Raw genomic sequence first — 16221 nt, forward strand, 5'->3', positions numbered from 1 at the left:
GGGTGACCTCGTACGAGCGCTCGGACGTCCTCGGCACGGCGTACGACGCCGTCGTGCTCGCCGGGGGCGCCGCGCGGCGGCTCGGCGGCGCGGACAAGCCCGGTGTGCACGTCGGCGGGCGCGCGCTGCTCGACCGCGTGCTCGCCGCCTGCGCCGACGCGCGCACCACCGTCGTCGTGGCCGACCCCCGCCCCACCCCGCGGCCCGTGCGGTGGACCCGCGAGGACCCACCGGGCGGAGGCCCGCTCGCCGCGCTCGACGCAGGCCTGCGCCACACCACGGCCGAACAGGTCGTCGTCCTCTCCGCCGACCTGCCCTTCCTCGGGGCGCCGACGGTACGGCGGCTGCTCGCCGCCCTGCGCGCGGGCAGCGCCGACGGCGCCCTCCTCACCGACGCCGGCGGCCGCGACCAACCCCTCGTGGCCGCCTACCGCAGGCCCGCGCTGCACCGCGGACTGTCCACGCTCACCGAGGAGCACACCGGCCTCACCGGCCTTCCCCTCCGCCGGCTGACCGCCGGCCTCGACCTCACCCGCGTCCCCGACCCCGTCGCGTCCTTCGACTGCGACACCTGGGACGACATCGCCACCGCCAGGGCACGCATCAGGGAGCATGGGCACGTGTTGGATGAATGGATTTCCGCAGCCAAGGACGAGCTGGGCATCGACCTCGACGTCGACACCGGCGTCCTCCTCGACCTCGCCCGCGACGCCGCCCACGGCGTGGCCAGGCCCGCGGCACCGCTGACCACCTTCCTCGTCGGCTACGCGGCCGGACGGGCCGGAGGCGGCCCCGAAGCCGTCGCCGAGGCGGCCCGCAAGGCCGCCGCCCTCGCCCTGCGCTGGGCCGACGAGGCCGCCGACGCCGAGGCCGACGCCGCCTCCGACGGCACGCCCGACAGCCGACCGGACGCCGGATGACCGCCCGCTCCGCCCGGACCGGCGAGGACGCCGAGGACCTCGACGTCGAGGAGGTGCTGGCGCTCGTGAACGAGCACAACGGCCCCGGCGGCCACGTGCCCTCGCCCGCCGCGCAGCACACCCGCCCGGCCGGCCCCGGCACACCGGACGCCCAGCACAGGGCCACCCCCTGGCCCGAGGCCCGCGCGATCGCCGCCCGCGCGGCCCGCTCCGGCACTCACGCGGGGCGTCGCGAACCGGTCTCCGTCCCCCTCGACGCGGCCCTCGGCCTCACCCTCGCCGCCCCCCTCGACGCCCTCACCGACCTGCCCTCCTTCGACACCTCGGCGATGGACGGCTGGGCGGTCGCCGGCCCCGGCCCCTGGGACGTACGGGACGAGGGGGTGCTGGCCGGGCAGGCCGAACCGCAGCCGCTCACCGACGGCGAGGCCGTCCGTATCGCCACCGGCGCCCGGGTCCCCCCGGACACCACCGCCGTGCTGCGCACCGAGCACGGCCGCACCGACGCCCAGGGCCGACTGCACGCCCTCCGCGACATGCACCACGGCCAGGACATCCGCCCGCGCGGCCAGGAGTGCCGCTCCGGCGACCAGCTGCTGCTCGTCGGCACCGTCGTCACCCCGGCCGTCCTCGGTCTCGCCGCGGCCGCCGGCTACGACACCCTCGCCGCCGTACCCCGCCCCCGCGTCGAAGTCCTCGTCCTCGGCGACGAGTTGCTGACCGAGGGGCGCCCGCGCGACGGCCTGATCAGGGACGCCCTCGGCCCGATGCTCCCGCCCTGGCTGCGGGCGCTCGGCGCGGAGGTCACCGCCGTACGCCGGCTCGGCGACGACGCCAAGGCCCTGCACAAGGCCGTCACCGGCTCCACCGCCGACCTGATCGTCACCACCGGCGGCACCGCGGCCGGCCCGGTCGACCATGTCCATTCCATCCTCGAACGCGTCGGCGCCGAACTCCTCGTGGACGGCGTCAAGGTGCGCCCCGGCCACCCCATGCTGCTGGCCCGCGTCGGCGACGGACGGCATCTCGTCGGCCTCCCCGGCAACCCCCTGGCCGCCATCTCCGGCCTGCTCACGCTCGCCGAGCCTCTGCTGCGCACCCTGGCGGCCCGCCCCGCCCCGGAGCCGTACACGCTGCCGCTGCGGGACGAGGCCCACGGACACCCGTACGACACCCGGCTCATCCCCGTCGTCCTGCGCGGCGACCGGGCCGTGCCGCTGCACTACAACGGTCCGGCCATGCTGCGCGGCATCGCGGCGGCCGACGCGCTCGCCGTCGTACCGCCCGGCGGTGCCCGTGCGGGTGAGGAGCTCGAACTCCTCGACCTGCCCTGGGCGTCCGCCGGAATCGGGGTGTGTTTCACGTGAAACTTCCGGGCCATGACGCGATCGCCCGCCAGGCGGACGAACATCTCGTGACCCATCGGGTGAAACTTCCGCGCAAGGTGGTCGAACGGCCGATCCGGCAGGTCGCCAAGCGGCTGTCCCTGGCACTGCTGGTCCTGGTCGCGACCGCCTTCATCGTCTACGCCGACCACGACGGCTACAACGACAACTCCGACGGCTCGGTCGACCTGCTCGACGCCTTCTACTACGCGACCGTCACCCTCTCCACCACCGGGTACGGCGACATCACCCCGGTCAGCGACGCCGCCCGGCTCACCAACATCTTCGTCATCACGCCCCTGCGCGTGCTCTTCCTGATCATCCTGGTCGGCACCACCCTCGAGGTCCTCACCGAACGGACCCGGGATGACTGGCGCCTGAGCCGCTGGAGGTCCGCCTTGCGCGATCACACCGTCGTCGTCGGCTTCGGCACGAAGGGGCGCTCGGCGATCCAGACCGTCTGCGCGACGGGGCTGCGGAAGGAGCAGGTCGTCGTGGTCGACCCCAGCGCCAAGGTGATCGACGCCGCGACGGCCGACGGCTACGCGGGTGTCATAGGCGATGCGACGCGCAGCGAGGTGCTGAAGCGGGCCGAGGTGCAGCGGGCGCGGCAGATCATCATCGCGACCCAGCGCGACGACACGGCGGTGCTGGTGACGCTGACGGCCCGCCAGCTCAACCGGGGGGCGAAGATCGTGGCCGCGGTGCGCGAGGAGGAGAACGCCCCGCTGCTGCAGCAGTCCGGCGCCGACGCGGTCATCACCAGTGCCAGCGCGGCCGGCCGGCTGCTCGGCCTGTCCGTGCTCAGCCCCGCCGCCGGCATGGTGATGGAGGACCTCATCCAGCAGGGCAGCGGGCTCGACATCGTCGAACGGCCGGTGGTGAAGGCCGAGGTGGGCAGGGGACCGCGGGAGACGGACGACCTGGTGGTGAGCGTCGTACGCGGGCACCGGGTGCTCGGATACGACGATCCCGCGGTCGGCACGCTGCAGTTGACGGACCGTCTGATCACGATCGTGCGGGCGACGCCCGACGCGAAGGTCACGCCCGACGTGCGTCCCATACCGCAGGACTGAGACGACCGAGGGGTAGCGTCGCCTTCATGCATGCGATCACGATTCCCGAACCTGGTGGACCCGAGGCGCTGGTGTGGGACGAGGTCCCCGATCCGGAGGCCGGTGAGGGCGAGGTCCTGGTCGAGGTGGTGGCCAGCGCCGTCAACCGCGCCGACATCCTGCAGCGGCAGGGCTTCTACGACCCGCCGCCCGGCGCGTCCCGGTATCCGGGCCTGGAGTGCTCCGGCCGGATCGCCGCGCTCGGCCCGGGCGTCTCCGGATGGTCCGTCGGTGACGAGGTGTGCGCGCTGCTCTCGGGCGGCGGTTACGCCGAGAAGGTCGTCGTTCCCGCCGGCCAGCTGCTGCCGGTGCCCGACGGGGTGGAGCTGCGGCAGGCGGCCGCGCTGCCGGAGGTGGTGTGCACCGTCTGGTCGAACGTCTTCATGATCGCTCACCTGCGGCCGGGGGAGACGCTGCTGGTGCACGGCGGCTCCAGCGGCATCGGCACGATGGCCATTCAGCTCGCCAAGGCCGTCGGCGCCAAGGTAGCCGTGACCGCGGGCACCAAGGAGAAGCTGGACCGCTGTGCCGAGCTGGGCGCCGACATCCTGGTCAACTACCGGGAGCAGGACTTCGTCGAGGAGATCGGGCGGGCCACGGACGGTGCCGGTGCCGACGTCATCCTCGACAACATGGGCGCCAAGTACCTCGACCGCAACGTCAAGGCCCTCGCCGTCAACGGCCGGCTCGCGATCATCGGCATGCAGGGCGGTATCAAGGGTGAGCTGAACATCGCGGCGCTGCTGAACAAGCGTGCCGCCATCAGCGCGACCTCGCTGCGGGCCCGTCCGCTCGGGGAGAAGGCGGCGATCGTGGCGGCCGTACGCGAACACGTCTGGCCCCTGCTGACCGCCGGCCACGTCCGTCCGGTCGTCGACCGCGAAGTGCCGATGAGCGACGCGGCGGCCGCGCACCGGGTGGTGGAGGAGAGCGGCCACATGGGGAAGGTCTTGCTGGTGGTGTGACGTCCGTGGGCGGCTGAACGCGCTACGCCCGCCGCAGCCGTAGTCCGACGAATGCGAGGCCCAGGCCGAGACCGATCAGGACCAGGCCGCTGCCCAGCGGCAGGATCCGCAGGACCGGCTCGGCGGGGGCCACCGCGCGCGTGACGGCCTGCCGGTCCCGCCCGGACGAGGCCGCCGGGGTGGCCGGCACGGCCGGCGCCGATCCGACGGCCTCCGGGCTCTCGGCGGCACCTGTGTCGTCCGCGTTCTCCTGCGGATCGGCCGTGTTCGCCTCGTCCTGCTGCTGCTGCTGTTCCTGTTCCTGATCCGTCGGATCGGCCGTGGGCGTCTTCTCCTCCGGCCGGCCGGGGCGCTGCCGCCCCTCCCCGGCGACACTCCCGGCCCGTGACGGTTCGGACGCCCGCGCGTCCCAGGAAGGCACGGGGACGGGCACCCGTACGGCCTCGTGCGGCCCGTCGCGGTGCGCGGGTGCTCCGGGCCGCGCCGACGCGCTCCCGTGCGCCCGGGCCGTCTCCCGCGCCCACGGCGTCGAACTGCCGTCGCCCCACCGCGGCGCCGTGGTGGCATACGGCCCGGGAACCCCGAAGCCGCCCCCCGCTCCGGCCGTCGGCACACCCGCGTACGACACCCCGCCCGCGTTCAGCGGCCCCAGCACCCCCACCGCCACCAGCAGTCCTGTCGCCCCCGCGTCACGCAGCCATCGAGTCACGTGACCAGCGTCACACTACGGTGGCCGTCCGGCATTCCGGGATCCGCCAAACAAGCCGGACCCGCTGCACAATCCGGGTATGTCGATACGTCACGGGCTCCTGGCGCTCCTGGAACGCGGCCCCCGCTACGGCTCGCGGCTGCGGACCGAGTTCGAGGAGCGCACGGGGGCGACCTGGCCGCTCAACATCGGGCAGGTCTACACGACGCTCGGCCGGCTGGAGCGGGACGGGATGGTCGCGCAGGAGGGCGAGGACGAGGCCGGGCGGGTGCTGTACGCGCTGACCCCGGCCGGACGGGCCGAGCTGCGGGCCTGGTTCACCCGGCCGGTGGAGCGGGCCAGTCCGCCGCGCGACGAGCTGGCGATCAAGCTGGCCATGGCGGTCGGGGCGCCCGGCGTCGACATACGGAAGGTCGTCGAGGCGCAGCGCCGGCACGTGACGGACGCGCTGCACGAGTACGTACGGCAGCGGGCCCAGGTGCTGTCCCGGACGGCCGCCCGCACGGACGAGGTGGCGCGGCTGCTGGTGCTGGAGCAGCTGATCTGCCACACCGAGGCCGAGATCCGCTGGCTGGAGCACTGCGAGACCCGGCTGCTGCGCCTGACCGTCACGAAGGACGGGGGCGCGTGACGGAATCCTCGTGTCGGAAACGGTGGATCACCCTGCACGGGGGGCACCACGGTGATGAGATGCACGGGTGCGAGAGAATGGCGGCATGGAGATGCCGAGGAACGAACGGTCGCCGGAGAATCCACAGATCCTGGTCGTGGGCCAGGACGGCATGGCGATTGGCGGCGGAGGCGACGACGACTCCCGCGAGATTCCGGTGACGGAGCAGGTCGAGCAGCCGGCCAAGGTGATGCGGATCGGCAGCATGATCAAGCAGCTCCTGGAGGAGGTGCGCGCGGCCCCTCTGGACGAGGCGAGCCGCGCCCGGCTGAAGGACATCCACCGCAGCTCGGTCAAGGAGCTGGAGGACGGTCTGGCGCCGGAGCTGGTGGAGGAGCTGGAGCGGCTGTCCCTGCCGTTCCAGGACGAGGGCACCCCCAGCGACGCCGAACTGCGGATCGCGCAGGCCCAGTTGGTGGGCTGGCTGGAGGGCCTCTTCCATGGCATCCAGACCACGCTGTTCGCCCAGCAGATGGCCGCGAGGGCCCAGCTGGAGCAGATGCGCCGCGCCCTCCCGCCGGGCGTCGGCGGTCAGGAGATGGGCGAGGACGGCCACGCGCAGGGCCGTTCGGGCGGACCGTATCTGTAAGGACGTACCGGCCGGCGAGGACTCACGGACGTACAAGCACAGGGCCCGGCGGCCAGAGGCTGCCGGGCCCTTCGTCCGTGCGCGGGGTCAGGAGGGGTTGCCGGTCGAGACCTGGAGGGTGATCGTCGGCATGCTGTCCGGGTCGACGTCCGTGTCGGCGGCCGGGTCCTGGTCGATGACCGCGCCCTCGCCGTAGGTGTTCTCGTCGTAGTTCTCGACCTTGTACGACCAGCCGGCCGCGTCCAGGCAGGCCTTCACCGAGTCGATGTACTTGAACCGGAAGTCCGGCACCTCGATCTTGTTCTCGTCGGTGTACGACTCCTGCGGGTCGGTGCACTCCGTCTTGTCGATCACCTTGGTCTTGTCCGGTCCGCGGTAGTCCGCCGCGTGGGTGGTCGACGTGGTCGGCTCGCTGCTGGAACCGCCGCTGCCGCCGCTGTTGTTGTCGTTGTTGCTCCCGCCGCCGTACAGCAGGGCGGCCAGCAGGCCGGTGACGGCGACGATCCCGGCGATGATCGAGACGACGATCACCGGCTTGTTGCCCCGGTCGCCCGACGAGGGGACGGGCGTCGAGGGCGGCGTGAGGTTGTACGGCGGCGGGGTCTGCGGCTGCTGGCTGTAGGGCGCCGGGGTCTGGTAGCCGCCCTGCTGCGGATAGCCGTACGACGGGGTCGGCGCGGGCGTGCCGTACGGGTTGGGCGCCGGGGTCGGCTGGTACGGCGTCTGGACCGGGGCCGGCGGCGGGGTCGCGTGGCTGACCGGCGGGAACACCGCGGCCCCGACACCGGCGCCGCTCGCGCTCGGCGCGCCGGTGACGATGCTCGGCGGGGCGGCCTGGAAGGATGCGGCCACGCGCAGGCACTCGTCGCGCATGGCGACGGCGTTCGGAAAGCGTTCGTTCGGGTTCTTCTTCAGCGCGCGGGCGATCAGCGCGTCCACCGCGGGCGGCAGCGAGCGGTTGATGGAGGAGGGCGCGACCGGCTCCTCCTGCACGTGCGCGTAAGCGATCGCCAGCGGCGAGTCCGCGTCGAACGGAAGCCGCCCGGTGACCAGTTGGAACAGCATGATGCCGACCGAGTACAGGTCGGAGCGGGCGTCGACCCCGCGGCCGAGGGCCTGCTCGGGCGAGAGGTACTGCGGGGTGCCGACGACCATGCCGGTCTGCGTCATGGAGGTGACGCCGGACTGCATGGCGCGGGCGATGCCGAAGTCCATCACCTTGACCACGCCGCGCTTGGTCACCATCACGTTGCCCGGCTTGATGTCCCGGTGGACCAGGCCCATCTCGTGGCTGATCTCCAGCGCGGCCAGCACGTCGGCGGTGACCTTGAGCGCCTTGTCGGCGGGCATCGCGCCGAACTGCCGTACGTCCTCGTCGAGCACGGAGCCGAGCGGGCGGCCCTCGACGTACTCCATGACGATGTACGGCGTCGTGGCGTCGGCGACGGTGTCCTCACCGGTGTCGAAGACGGAGACGATGTTGGTGTGCGTGAGCTTGGCCACCGCCTGCGCCTCACGGCGGAAGCGCTCGCGGAAGGCCTGCTCCCGGCCCAGTTCGGTGTGCAGGGTCTTGATCGCGACCTGCCGGTCGAGCACCGAGTCGTAGGCGAGATGCACGGCGGCCATGCCACCCTGGCCGAGCAAGTCGCGCAGCTGATAGCGGCCGCCGGCGAGCGACTGACCCGCGTACCGGTCCTGTGCGCCGTCCTGGCTCATGTGTCCGTGTCCCCCATCGGCCTTCCGGCGCCGGCCCGCTCGTTGCTGATCGAATGGCTCATTCCCGGCCAAGTCTGCCCCAGGGCACTGACACGTCAAGCGCGGTGCCCGTTCCGTGACCGTACGCGAAAGAAGCGTCGCGCGAGCGTTACAGAGGCTGTACGGCCGGTACACGAAATTTGCACGTAGGCATCGTGTGACGGTTTGATGGCCGGTCCGTCTCGTGCCGGTTCCGGCCCCCTTCTCGGACCGGCGGCTTGCGTTGAGGCTGTAGCGTGGCCGACGGAGACCGTAACAACACCGCGCGCACCGCGGGCAGAAACGACGGCGAGGACTGATGGAGCAGCAGCAGCGCGCTCAGGGCCCGTCCGACCCCGAGGCGACTGGCGGCGGTATGTCAGATGCGCCGGAGATGTGGGGCAACGGCGGCCTGGTCGGCGACGGCCGATATCGGCTGACCCGCAGACTCGGCCGGGGCGGCATGGCGGAGGTGTTCGCCGCCGAGGACGTGCGTCTGGGGCGCACCGTCGCGGTGAAGCTGCTGCGCGCCGACCTCGCCGAGGATCCGGTCTCCAAGGCCCGCTTCACGCGCGAGGCACAGTCGGTCGCCGGCCTCAACCACCACTCCATCGTCGCCGTGTACGACTCCGGCGAGGACTACGTGGGCGGCCAGAGCGTCCCCTACATCGTGATGGAGATCGTCGAGGGCCGCACCATCCGCGACCTCCTGATCAACGCCGAGGCGCCGGGCCCCGAGCAGGCCCTGATCATCGTCTCCGGTGTCCTGGAGGCGCTGGCCTACTCGCACCAGCACGGCATCGTGCACCGCGACATCAAGCCGGCGAACGTCATCATCACCAACAACGGCGCCGTCAAGGTGATGGACTTCGGCATCGCCCGCGCCCTGCACGGCGCGTCCACGACGATGACGCAGACCGGCATGGTCATGGGCACGCCGCAGTACCTCTCCCCGGAGCAGGCGCTCGGCAAGGCCGTCGACCACCGCTCCGACCTGTACGCGACCGGCTGCCTGCTCTACGAACTCCTCGCCCTGCGGCCCCCGTTCGTCGGCGAGACCCCGCTGTCGGTGGTTTACCAGCACGTCCAGGACATCCCCGTGCCGCCGTCGCAGGTCTCCAACGGCGGCTGCCCGCCGGAGTTGGACGGCCTGGTCATGCGCTCCCTCGCCAAGGAGCCCGACGACCGCTTCCAGACCGCGGAGGAGATGCGCGGGCTGGTCCAGTACGGCCTGCAGATGCTCTACGACCAGGGCGGCCACACCGGCACCTGGAACACCGGCCCGGTGGACATGCACGAGGGCCGTCACACCCCGGCCGCGGGCTTCGCCGGTACGACCGTGATGCCCCACCCCGCCGACTCGGGCGCCGGCACCACGCAGATCCCGCAGCCGATCCTGCCCCAGGGCTACGGCGGCGGGGACGAAGGCGGTTTCGAGGGGCAAGGCAACCGGGGCAGCGGCCGCGGCAAGCTGTGGATCCTGGCCGTCCTCGCGGTGATCGCGATCGCCGCGGGCGTCGCGCTGGCGCTGCAGAACGCCGGCGGCTCGGGCGGCGGCAAGCCCACGAAGTCGCCGACCAGCTCGCAGTCCACCAAGGACGACACGGCGTCCGAGACGCCCAGCGACGAGTCGACCGACCAGCCCACGGACACCAACACGGACAACGGCACCTCGGGCAACGGATCGGGCGACTACACGCCCTCCTACACCCCGTCGTCCACGCCGTCCGCCTCCAAGAGCTACGAGCCGACCGAGGAGCCGACGACGAGCGACCCGACGCCGTCCGCGCCCACGTCGAGCGCGCCGCCGGCGCCGTCGGACACGGCGACGGCCCCGACGGCCGGCGCCGACAACGGCGGCACCTCCGGCCTCGGGGGCGGTCTCTGACCCGCGCTCACCCCGCGAAGGCCTCGCACACCGCGTCGTACTCCCGCGTCCACCACACGACGAGCGCCGAGGCGGCCGGGAACTGGGGGTCGGCGCGGGTGTCGCCGCGTTCGTAGTGCCAGCGCAGCATCCAGAAGTCGTTCAGCCGCTCCCACCACACGCGGTGCACGGCCGCCGCGAGCTGGGAGGGCGTGGCCCCTGCCGTGCGCCGGTACGCGCGCGCGTACGCCCGCACCTTCGGCAGGTCGAGCGCGCCGACGGGTCGTACGAAGAAGATCGCGGCGGCGCGCACCGCCTCCTCGGCGCGCGGACGCAGGCCGAGCCGGTCCCAGTCCACGATCGCGGCCGGGGCGTCGCCCTTGTAGAGCAGGTTGAACGGGTGGAAGTCCCCGTGCACCCAGCCCACCGAGCCCCCGCGCGGCGGACGCCGGTCGGCGTGCTGCTCCAGCAGCGCCCGCCGCTCCAGGAGCCGGTGGCGGGCCAGTTCGTCGAAGGAGTCGGCGGGGTGGTGGCGCCGTACCCGGCCGAGCAGGTCGTCGATGAGCGTGAAGGTGTCGGCGGGATCGGCGCTGTCGGCGGCCTCCGGCGCCTCGGCGCACGCCCGTGCGTGCGCCGGCATCACCCGCTCCAGGCTCGCGTGGACGACCCCCAGGAGCGCCCCCAGCCGCTCGCACTGGCCGGCGGTGAGCTGACCGCCGTGCCGGTGCCGCCCCTCGATCCAGGGATGCAGGGCGTAGGCGTGCCCGCCGACCACGGCGACCGTGCGCCCGTCCCGGCCGGGCAGCGGCGGCGCCACCGGGACACCGAGGTCGGCCAGGCGCTGGGTGGCGCGGTGCTGGCGGGCGATCGCGGCCGGGTCGGCGGTCTCGGGGTCGAAGTGGTGCTTGAGGAAGTACCGGCCGCGGGTGGTGCACAAGCGGTAGCCGCGGTTCAGCAGGCCCTGGTCGACGGGCTCGCAGACGACGGCGCTGCCGGCCGCGTACTGGCGCAGCAAGGCGCCCAGCGGGGGCGCGTGAGGCACGTGGGGTGGTACATGGGAGCGCGGCACGCGCCAGATGGTAGGGCACCGGCCAGGGCTGTGAGCTGGGCGTTGTCACAGGCAGTCGCATTTGGTCACGGGACGTGCTCGAAGTGGCGATCCAGGGCACCGTCCGTGGAACGGACGGTCCGGACCGCGGCCCCCGGGCCCGGCAACCGTTTTCATCCGGTGAGCGGATCTCCCGGCACGAAAATGGACCCTTCCCGTGACCTGGGTCACCGGGATAACGTGCCGTTGTTCCGGCCCCCTGCAAGGCTGTGACCAGGACTTGTTCCCGCCTTCTGCGATTTACTTGGAAATCCAAGCAAAAACGCAGGTCAGGAGGGGTTTCACAGAAATGTGGAGCACTGGGTAACGTGCCTTCTGCAGGGCGCTCGCCGGGGCACCTGTCACGCCTGTTCCCGACCGGGCGCACCCACCCTGTGCGTCCGTAGGGCTTCAGGTGAGCCGCTCCCCCAGGCTCCTGAACGGAGCTGGGGGGACCCCAGGCATCCGGCGAACCCGGGTGGCCGGACCGACGGAGGAGCACACGTGACCGTGGAGAGCACTGCCGCGCGCAAGCCGCGACGCAGCGCCGGGACCAAGAGCACGGCCGGCAAGCGAACGACCGCGAGCAACGCGCCGGGCGCCGAGCCCGAGCTGGTACAGCTGCTGACGCCCGAGGGCGAGCGCGTCAAGAACGCCGAGTACGACAAGTACGTCGCCGGCATCACCCCCGATGAGCTGCGCGGCCTGTACCGCGACATGGTGCTCACCCGCCGCTTCGACGCCGAGGCCACCTCACTGCAGCGCCAGGGCGAGCTGGGACTGTGGGCCTCGCTGCTCGGCCAGGAGGCCGCCCAGATCGGCTCCGGCCGGGCCACTCGCGAGGACGACTACGTCTTCCCCACCTACCGCGAGCACGGCGTCGCCTGGTGCCGCGGCGTCGACCCGGCCAACCTGCTCGGCATGTTCCGCGGCGTCAACAACGGCGGCTGGGACCCCAACAGCAACAACTTCCAGCTCTACACGATCGTCATCGGCTCCCAGACCCTGCACGCCACCGGCTACGCCATGGGCGTCGCCAAGGACGGCGCGGACAGCGCGGTGATCGCCTACTTCGGCGACGGCGCCTCCAGCCAGGGCGACGTCGCGGAGTCCTTCACCTTCTCCGCGGTCTACAACGCCCCGGTGGTGTTCTTCTGCCAGAACAACCAGTGGGCGATCTCCGAGCCGACCGAGAAGCAGACCCGCGTCCCGCTGTACCAGCGCGCGCAGGGCTACGGCTTCCCGGGCGTGCGGGTCGACGGCAACGACGTCCTCGCCGTCCTGGCCGTCACCAAGTGGGCGCTGGAGCGGGCCCGCACCGGTGAGGGGCCGACGCTGGTGGAGGCCTACACGTACCGCATGGGCGCCCACACCACCTCCGACGACCCCACCCGCTACCGGGGCGACGAGGAGCGGCTGGCCTGGGAGGCGAAGGACCCGATCCTGCGGCTCCGCCGGTACCTGGAGGCCTCAAACCACACGGACGAGGGATTCTTCACGGAACTCGAGGAAGAGTCCGAGGCGTTGGGCAAACGAGTGCGCGAGGCGGTCCGTGCCATGCCGGACCCGGACCACTTCGCCATCTTCGAGAACGTGTACGCGGACGGGCACGCGCTCGTCGACGAGGAGCGCGCCCAGTTCGCCGCCTACCAGGCGTCGTTCGCCGACGGAGAGGGGGCCTGACATGGCAGCCGAGAAGATGGCTCTGGCCAAGGCGATCAACGAGTCGCTGCGCCGCGCCCTGGAGTCCGACCCCAAGGTCCTCGTCATGGGCGAGGACGTAGGCAAGCTCGGCGGCGTGTTCCGGGTGACGGACGGGCTGCAGAAGGACTTCGGCGAGAGCCGGGTGATCGACACCCCGCTTGCCGAGTCCGGCATCGTCGGCACCGCGATCGGCCTCGCCCTGCGCGGCTACCGCCCGGTGGTGGAGATCCAGTTCGACGGCTTCGTCTTCCCCGCCTACGACCAGATCGTCACGCAGCTCGCGAAGATGCACGCGCGCTCGCTGGGCAAGGTCAAGCTCCCGGTCGTCATCCGCATCCCCTACGGCGGCGGCATCGGCGCGGTCGAGCACCACTCCGAGTCCCCCGAGTCGCTGTTCGCGCACGTGGCCGGCCTGAAGGTGGTCTCCCCGTCGAACGCGTCCGACGCGTACTGGATGATGCAGCAGGCCATCCAGAGCGACGACCCGGTGATCTTCTTCGAGCCCAAGCGGCGCTACTGGGACAAGGCCGAGGTCAACCCCGAGGCGATCCCCGGCCCGCTGCACAGGGCGCAGGTCGTCCGCGCGGGCACGGACCTCACCCTGGTCGCCTACGGCCCCATGGTGAAGCTCTGCCAGGAGGTCGCCGACGCGGCCGCCGAGGAGGGCAAGTCCCTGGAGGTGCTGGACCTGCGCTCGGTCTCCCCGCTGGACTTCGACGCCATCCAGGCGTCGGTGGAGAAGACCCGCCGGCTGGTGGTCGTGCACGAGGCACCGGTGTTCTTCGGCTCGGGCGCGGAGATCGCCGCCCGGATCACCGAGCGCTGCTTCTACCACCTGGAGGCCCCGGTGCTGCGGGTGGGCGGCTACCACGCCCCGTACCCGCCGGCCCGCCTGGAAGAGGAGTACCTGCCTGGCCTGGACCGGGTACTCGATGCCGTCGACCGCGCCCTGGCGTACTGAGGAGAGGGTCGTGACGACGATGACGGAAGCATCCGTTCGCGAGTTCAAGATGCCGGACGTGGGCGAGGGGCTCACCGAGGCGGAGATCCTCAAGTGGTACGTCCAGCCCGGTGACACGGTCACCGACGGACAGGTGGTGTGCGAGGTCGAGACCGCCAAGGCGGCCGTCGAACTGCCCATCCCGTACGACGGGGTCGTCAGGGAGCTGTGCTTCCCCGAGGGCACCACGGTGGACGTGGGCACGGCGATCATCTCGGTCGACGTGTCGGGCGGCGCCGCCCCTGCGCAGGAGGCCCCGGCCCAGAGCGCCGCCCCCGCCACCTCGGCCCCCGCCGAGGAGAAGAAGCCCGAGGGCCGCCAGCCGGTCCTCGTCGGCTACGGCGTTGCCACGTCCTCCACCAAGCGCCGCCCGCGCAAGGGCCCGGAGGTCGCGGTCGCCCAGGCGTCGACGGCGATCCAGACCGAGCTGAACGGCCACGGTCCGGCGGCCGCCGCGCCGGCGGTGACGGACGACCGGCCGCGCCCGCTGGCCAAGCCGCCGGTGCGCAAGCTGGCCAAGGACCTGGGCGTGGACCTCGCCACGGTGATCCCGTCCGGCCCGGACGGCATCATCACGCGGGACGACGTGCACGCGGCGGTGGCACCGCCGGCCCCCGCGGCCGCACCCGCCCCGGCGGAGACGCCGGCCGCGGCGGCTCCCGCGCCGGCCGCGTCGTACGACACGGCCCGTGAGACCCGGGTGCCGATCAAGGGCGTGCGCAAGGCGACGGCCCAGGCGATGGTCGGTTCGGCGTTCACGGCGCCGCACGTCACGGAGTTCGTGACGGTGGACGTGACGCGCACCATGAAGCTGGTCGAGGAGCTCAAGCAGGACAAGGAGTTCGCGGGCCTGCGCGTGAACCCCCTACTGCTGATCGCCAAGGCCCTGTTGGTCGCCGTCAAGCGCAACCCGGACATCAACGCGTCCTGGGACGAGGCGGCCCAGGAGATCGTGGTCAAGCACTACGTCAACCTGGGCATCGCGGCGGCCACCCCGCGCGGTCTGATCGTGCCGAACGTCAAGGACGCCCACGCCAAGACGCTGCCGCAACTGGCACAGTCCCTGGGCGAACTGGTGTCGACGGCCCGTGAGGGCAAGACCTCGCCCGCCGCGATGCAGGGCGGCACGGTGACCATCACCAACGTCGGCGTCTTCGGCGTCGACACCGGAACGCCCCTGCTCAACCCCGGTGAGTCCGCGATCCTCGCGGTCGGCGCGATCAAGCTCCAGCCGTGGGTGCACAAGGGCAAGGTGAAGCCGCGTCAGGTCACCACCCTGGCCCTGTCCTTCGACCACCGCCTGGTCGACGGCGAACTCGGCTCGAAGGTCCTGGCCGACGTGGCGGCGATCCTGGAGCAGCCGAAAAGGCTGATCACCTGGGCGTGACCGCTGCGGCAGGATAGATTGAACGGTGAAGGGACGGCCGCAAGTTCGAGTTGCGACCGCCCCTTCACTTATTTCCCCCGCCCTCCGGCTCAGGGCCGGTCGAGCACGTACACCGGCGCACCGTCCTCGCTCGCACCCCGGGGATGGATGCACGCGTGCTTGCGCAGCAGACGCAGGCACTCGTTGACACGCTGGACCGTGAGGCCGGTGCGAGCGGCGATCGACTCGAGCGGCTGCCGCAGTTCGCCCTGCTCCACGAGAACCGGCGCGATGACCACGGCCACCGCCCACACGTCCGACGTCACGGACAGCCGCTGCCGCCAGTCGGCCAGTACGGATTCCGTCGTCGGCTGCGCGGAGAGGGCGGCGGAGGGCGCCGGACGGTCGAGCGTCAGGACGTCGAGCCGGTCGGCGATGCGCTCGATGGCCTGGGCGATGGCCTGCTGGGCGACGAGGTTCTGCCGCTGCGTCTCCGCCATCTCCTTTTGCAGGGCCAGGGATTGCTGTTGCACATCGGCGAGCCGTTCGTCCAGCTGGAGATTGTGTGCCTCGAGCCGGACGATGGCCTCCACGACCTGCTCGGGCATCACGTAGGCGGTCGGCGCACCCGGGTCGGACGGCTGGATCTCCGCTTCCTCGAGGGTGTAGGAACCCTCCCGCTGCACGGTCTCGATCACTTCGGCGACCCACTGCTTGAAGGGCGCACACTCTGGCTTGGTACAGGCGCTGACGAGAAGGATCAGTCCCTGGAGACTGATCAGATTCAAGTCTCGCCGCCACTCCCTACCTGCGGGAACGCTGAGACCGTAACCTCCAGTTACGGTCTCGAGAATCTCTCGGTGCGCCTCGGGGACATGGTCGGCCAGAGCCTTTCGGGCGTTGGTGTGGCCGAGTTCCTTGCAGACGTCCACCGCCGGGAACCAGTGCGTCCCGTCCGGCATGGTCAGCCTTCGGACGCGGGCTCCGGTGGCCGCGTAGACGAAGTCGCTGACGTCGATCGCGTCTTGCCGTGCCTGCGGGCTGGGCTGGTGCTTGCTGGGTTCGATCATGTGAACCACCTCCGCTGCGGAACCTAGGGCGGAGGAATTC

General features: G+C 72.0%; 14 protein-coding genes. 10 read left to right on the forward strand and 4 right to left on the reverse strand.

Translation table 11 applies throughout. From position 1 onward, the window contains the following. The first annotated feature begins 2 nt into the window (after positions 1-2). The 4 genes from FBY22_RS41250 to FBY22_RS41265 are packed head-to-tail and all read left to right on the forward strand — an operon-like array spanning position 3 to position 4385. Positions 3-920, forward strand: coding sequence for an NTP transferase domain-containing protein (locus tag FBY22_RS41250; protein ID WP_142153705.1), 918 nt, complete (start codon positions 3-5; stop codon positions 918-920). Then, on the forward strand, positions 917-2287 hold the full coding sequence (locus FBY22_RS41255; protein ID WP_142153707.1) for a molybdopterin molybdotransferase MoeA: 1371 nt from the start codon (positions 917-919) through the stop codon (positions 2285-2287). Before FBY22_RS41250 ends, FBY22_RS41255 begins: the two co-directional genes overlap by 4 nt. Then, on the forward strand, positions 2284-3381 hold the full coding sequence (locus FBY22_RS41260) for a TrkA family potassium uptake protein (protein ID WP_142153709.1): 1098 nt from the start codon (positions 2284-2286) through the stop codon (positions 3379-3381). The genes FBY22_RS41255 and FBY22_RS41260 overlap by 4 nt, the downstream gene beginning before the upstream one ends. Before the next feature lie 26 nt (positions 3382-3407). Further along, positions 3408-4385: an NAD(P)H-quinone oxidoreductase gene (locus FBY22_RS41265; protein WP_142153711.1), complete on the forward strand. Its 978-nt coding sequence runs from the start codon at positions 3408-3410 to the stop codon at positions 4383-4385. 22 nt (positions 4386-4407) lie between these two features. On the opposite strand, the gene FBY22_RS41270 is transcribed toward FBY22_RS41265, so the two are convergent. Further along, positions 4408-5094 (reverse strand): hypothetical protein, encoded by a 687-nt coding sequence (locus FBY22_RS41270; protein ID WP_142153713.1) that lies wholly within the window; start codon positions 5092-5094, stop codon positions 4408-4410. A gap of 79 nt (positions 5095-5173) precedes the next feature. Here FBY22_RS41270 and FBY22_RS41275 point away from each other — a divergent pair, with 79 nt between their 5' ends. Both FBY22_RS41275 and FBY22_RS41280 read left to right on the forward strand, forming a co-directional pair. Next, positions 5174-5725 carry a PadR family transcriptional regulator gene (locus FBY22_RS41275; protein WP_142153715.1) on the forward strand — a complete coding sequence of 184 codons (552 nt, stop codon included), beginning with the start codon at positions 5174-5176 and terminating at the stop codon, positions 5723-5725. A gap of 85 nt (positions 5726-5810) precedes the next feature. Further along, positions 5811-6353, forward strand: coding sequence for a bacterial proteasome activator family protein (locus FBY22_RS41280; protein ID WP_142153717.1), 543 nt, complete (start codon positions 5811-5813; stop codon positions 6351-6353). Between the two features lie 87 nt (positions 6354-6440). Here the strand turns inward: FBY22_RS41280 and FBY22_RS41285 are convergent, their stop codons facing one another. Next, a complete protein-coding gene (locus FBY22_RS41285) occupies positions 6441-8069 on the reverse strand; it encodes a protein kinase domain-containing protein (RefSeq protein ID WP_142153719.1) in 1629 nt (542 codons plus the stop codon). A 337-nt stretch (positions 8070-8406) separates the two neighbouring features. Between FBY22_RS41285 and FBY22_RS41290 the strand changes: the two genes are divergently transcribed. Then, positions 8407-9975, forward strand: coding sequence for a protein kinase domain-containing protein (locus FBY22_RS41290; RefSeq protein ID WP_142153721.1), 1569 nt, complete (start codon positions 8407-8409; stop codon positions 9973-9975). Positions 9976-9982: 7 nt separating this feature from the next. Here the strand turns inward: FBY22_RS41290 and FBY22_RS41295 are convergent, their stop codons facing one another. Beyond that, positions 9983-10996, reverse strand: a complete 1014-nt coding sequence (locus tag FBY22_RS41295; protein ID WP_142153723.1) for a phosphotransferase — start codon at positions 10994-10996, stop codon at positions 9983-9985. Positions 10997-11545: 549 nt separating this feature from the next. Here FBY22_RS41295 and pdhA point away from each other — a divergent pair. The 3 genes from pdhA to FBY22_RS41310 are packed head-to-tail and all read left to right on the forward strand — an operon-like array spanning position 11546 to position 15132. Continuing rightward, positions 11546-12724, forward strand: a complete 1179-nt coding sequence (pdhA, locus tag FBY22_RS41300) for a pyruvate dehydrogenase (acetyl-transferring) E1 component subunit alpha (RefSeq protein WP_142153725.1) — start codon at positions 11546-11548, stop codon at positions 12722-12724. 1 nt (position 12725) lies between these two features. Continuing rightward, positions 12726-13706 carry an alpha-ketoacid dehydrogenase subunit beta gene (locus FBY22_RS41305; protein ID WP_142153727.1) on the forward strand — a complete coding sequence of 327 codons (981 nt, stop codon included), beginning with the start codon at positions 12726-12728 and terminating at the stop codon, positions 13704-13706. Positions 13707-13716: 10 nt separating this feature from the next. After that, entirely contained in the window at positions 13717-15132 is a 1416-nt protein-coding gene (locus tag FBY22_RS41310) for a dihydrolipoamide acetyltransferase family protein (protein WP_174267426.1), read from the forward strand. Between the two features lie 89 nt (positions 15133-15221). On the opposite strand, the gene FBY22_RS41315 is transcribed toward FBY22_RS41310, so the two are convergent. Continuing rightward, a complete protein-coding gene (locus FBY22_RS41315; RefSeq protein ID WP_142153729.1) occupies positions 15222-16181 on the reverse strand; it encodes a Bro-N domain-containing protein in 960 nt (319 codons plus the stop codon). Between the last annotated feature and the right edge of the window lie 40 nt (positions 16182-16221).

It is taken from the genome of Streptomyces sp. SLBN-31, from assembly GCF_006715395.1.
Taxonomy (GTDB): Bacteria; Actinomycetota; Actinomycetes; order Streptomycetales; family Streptomycetaceae; genus Streptomyces.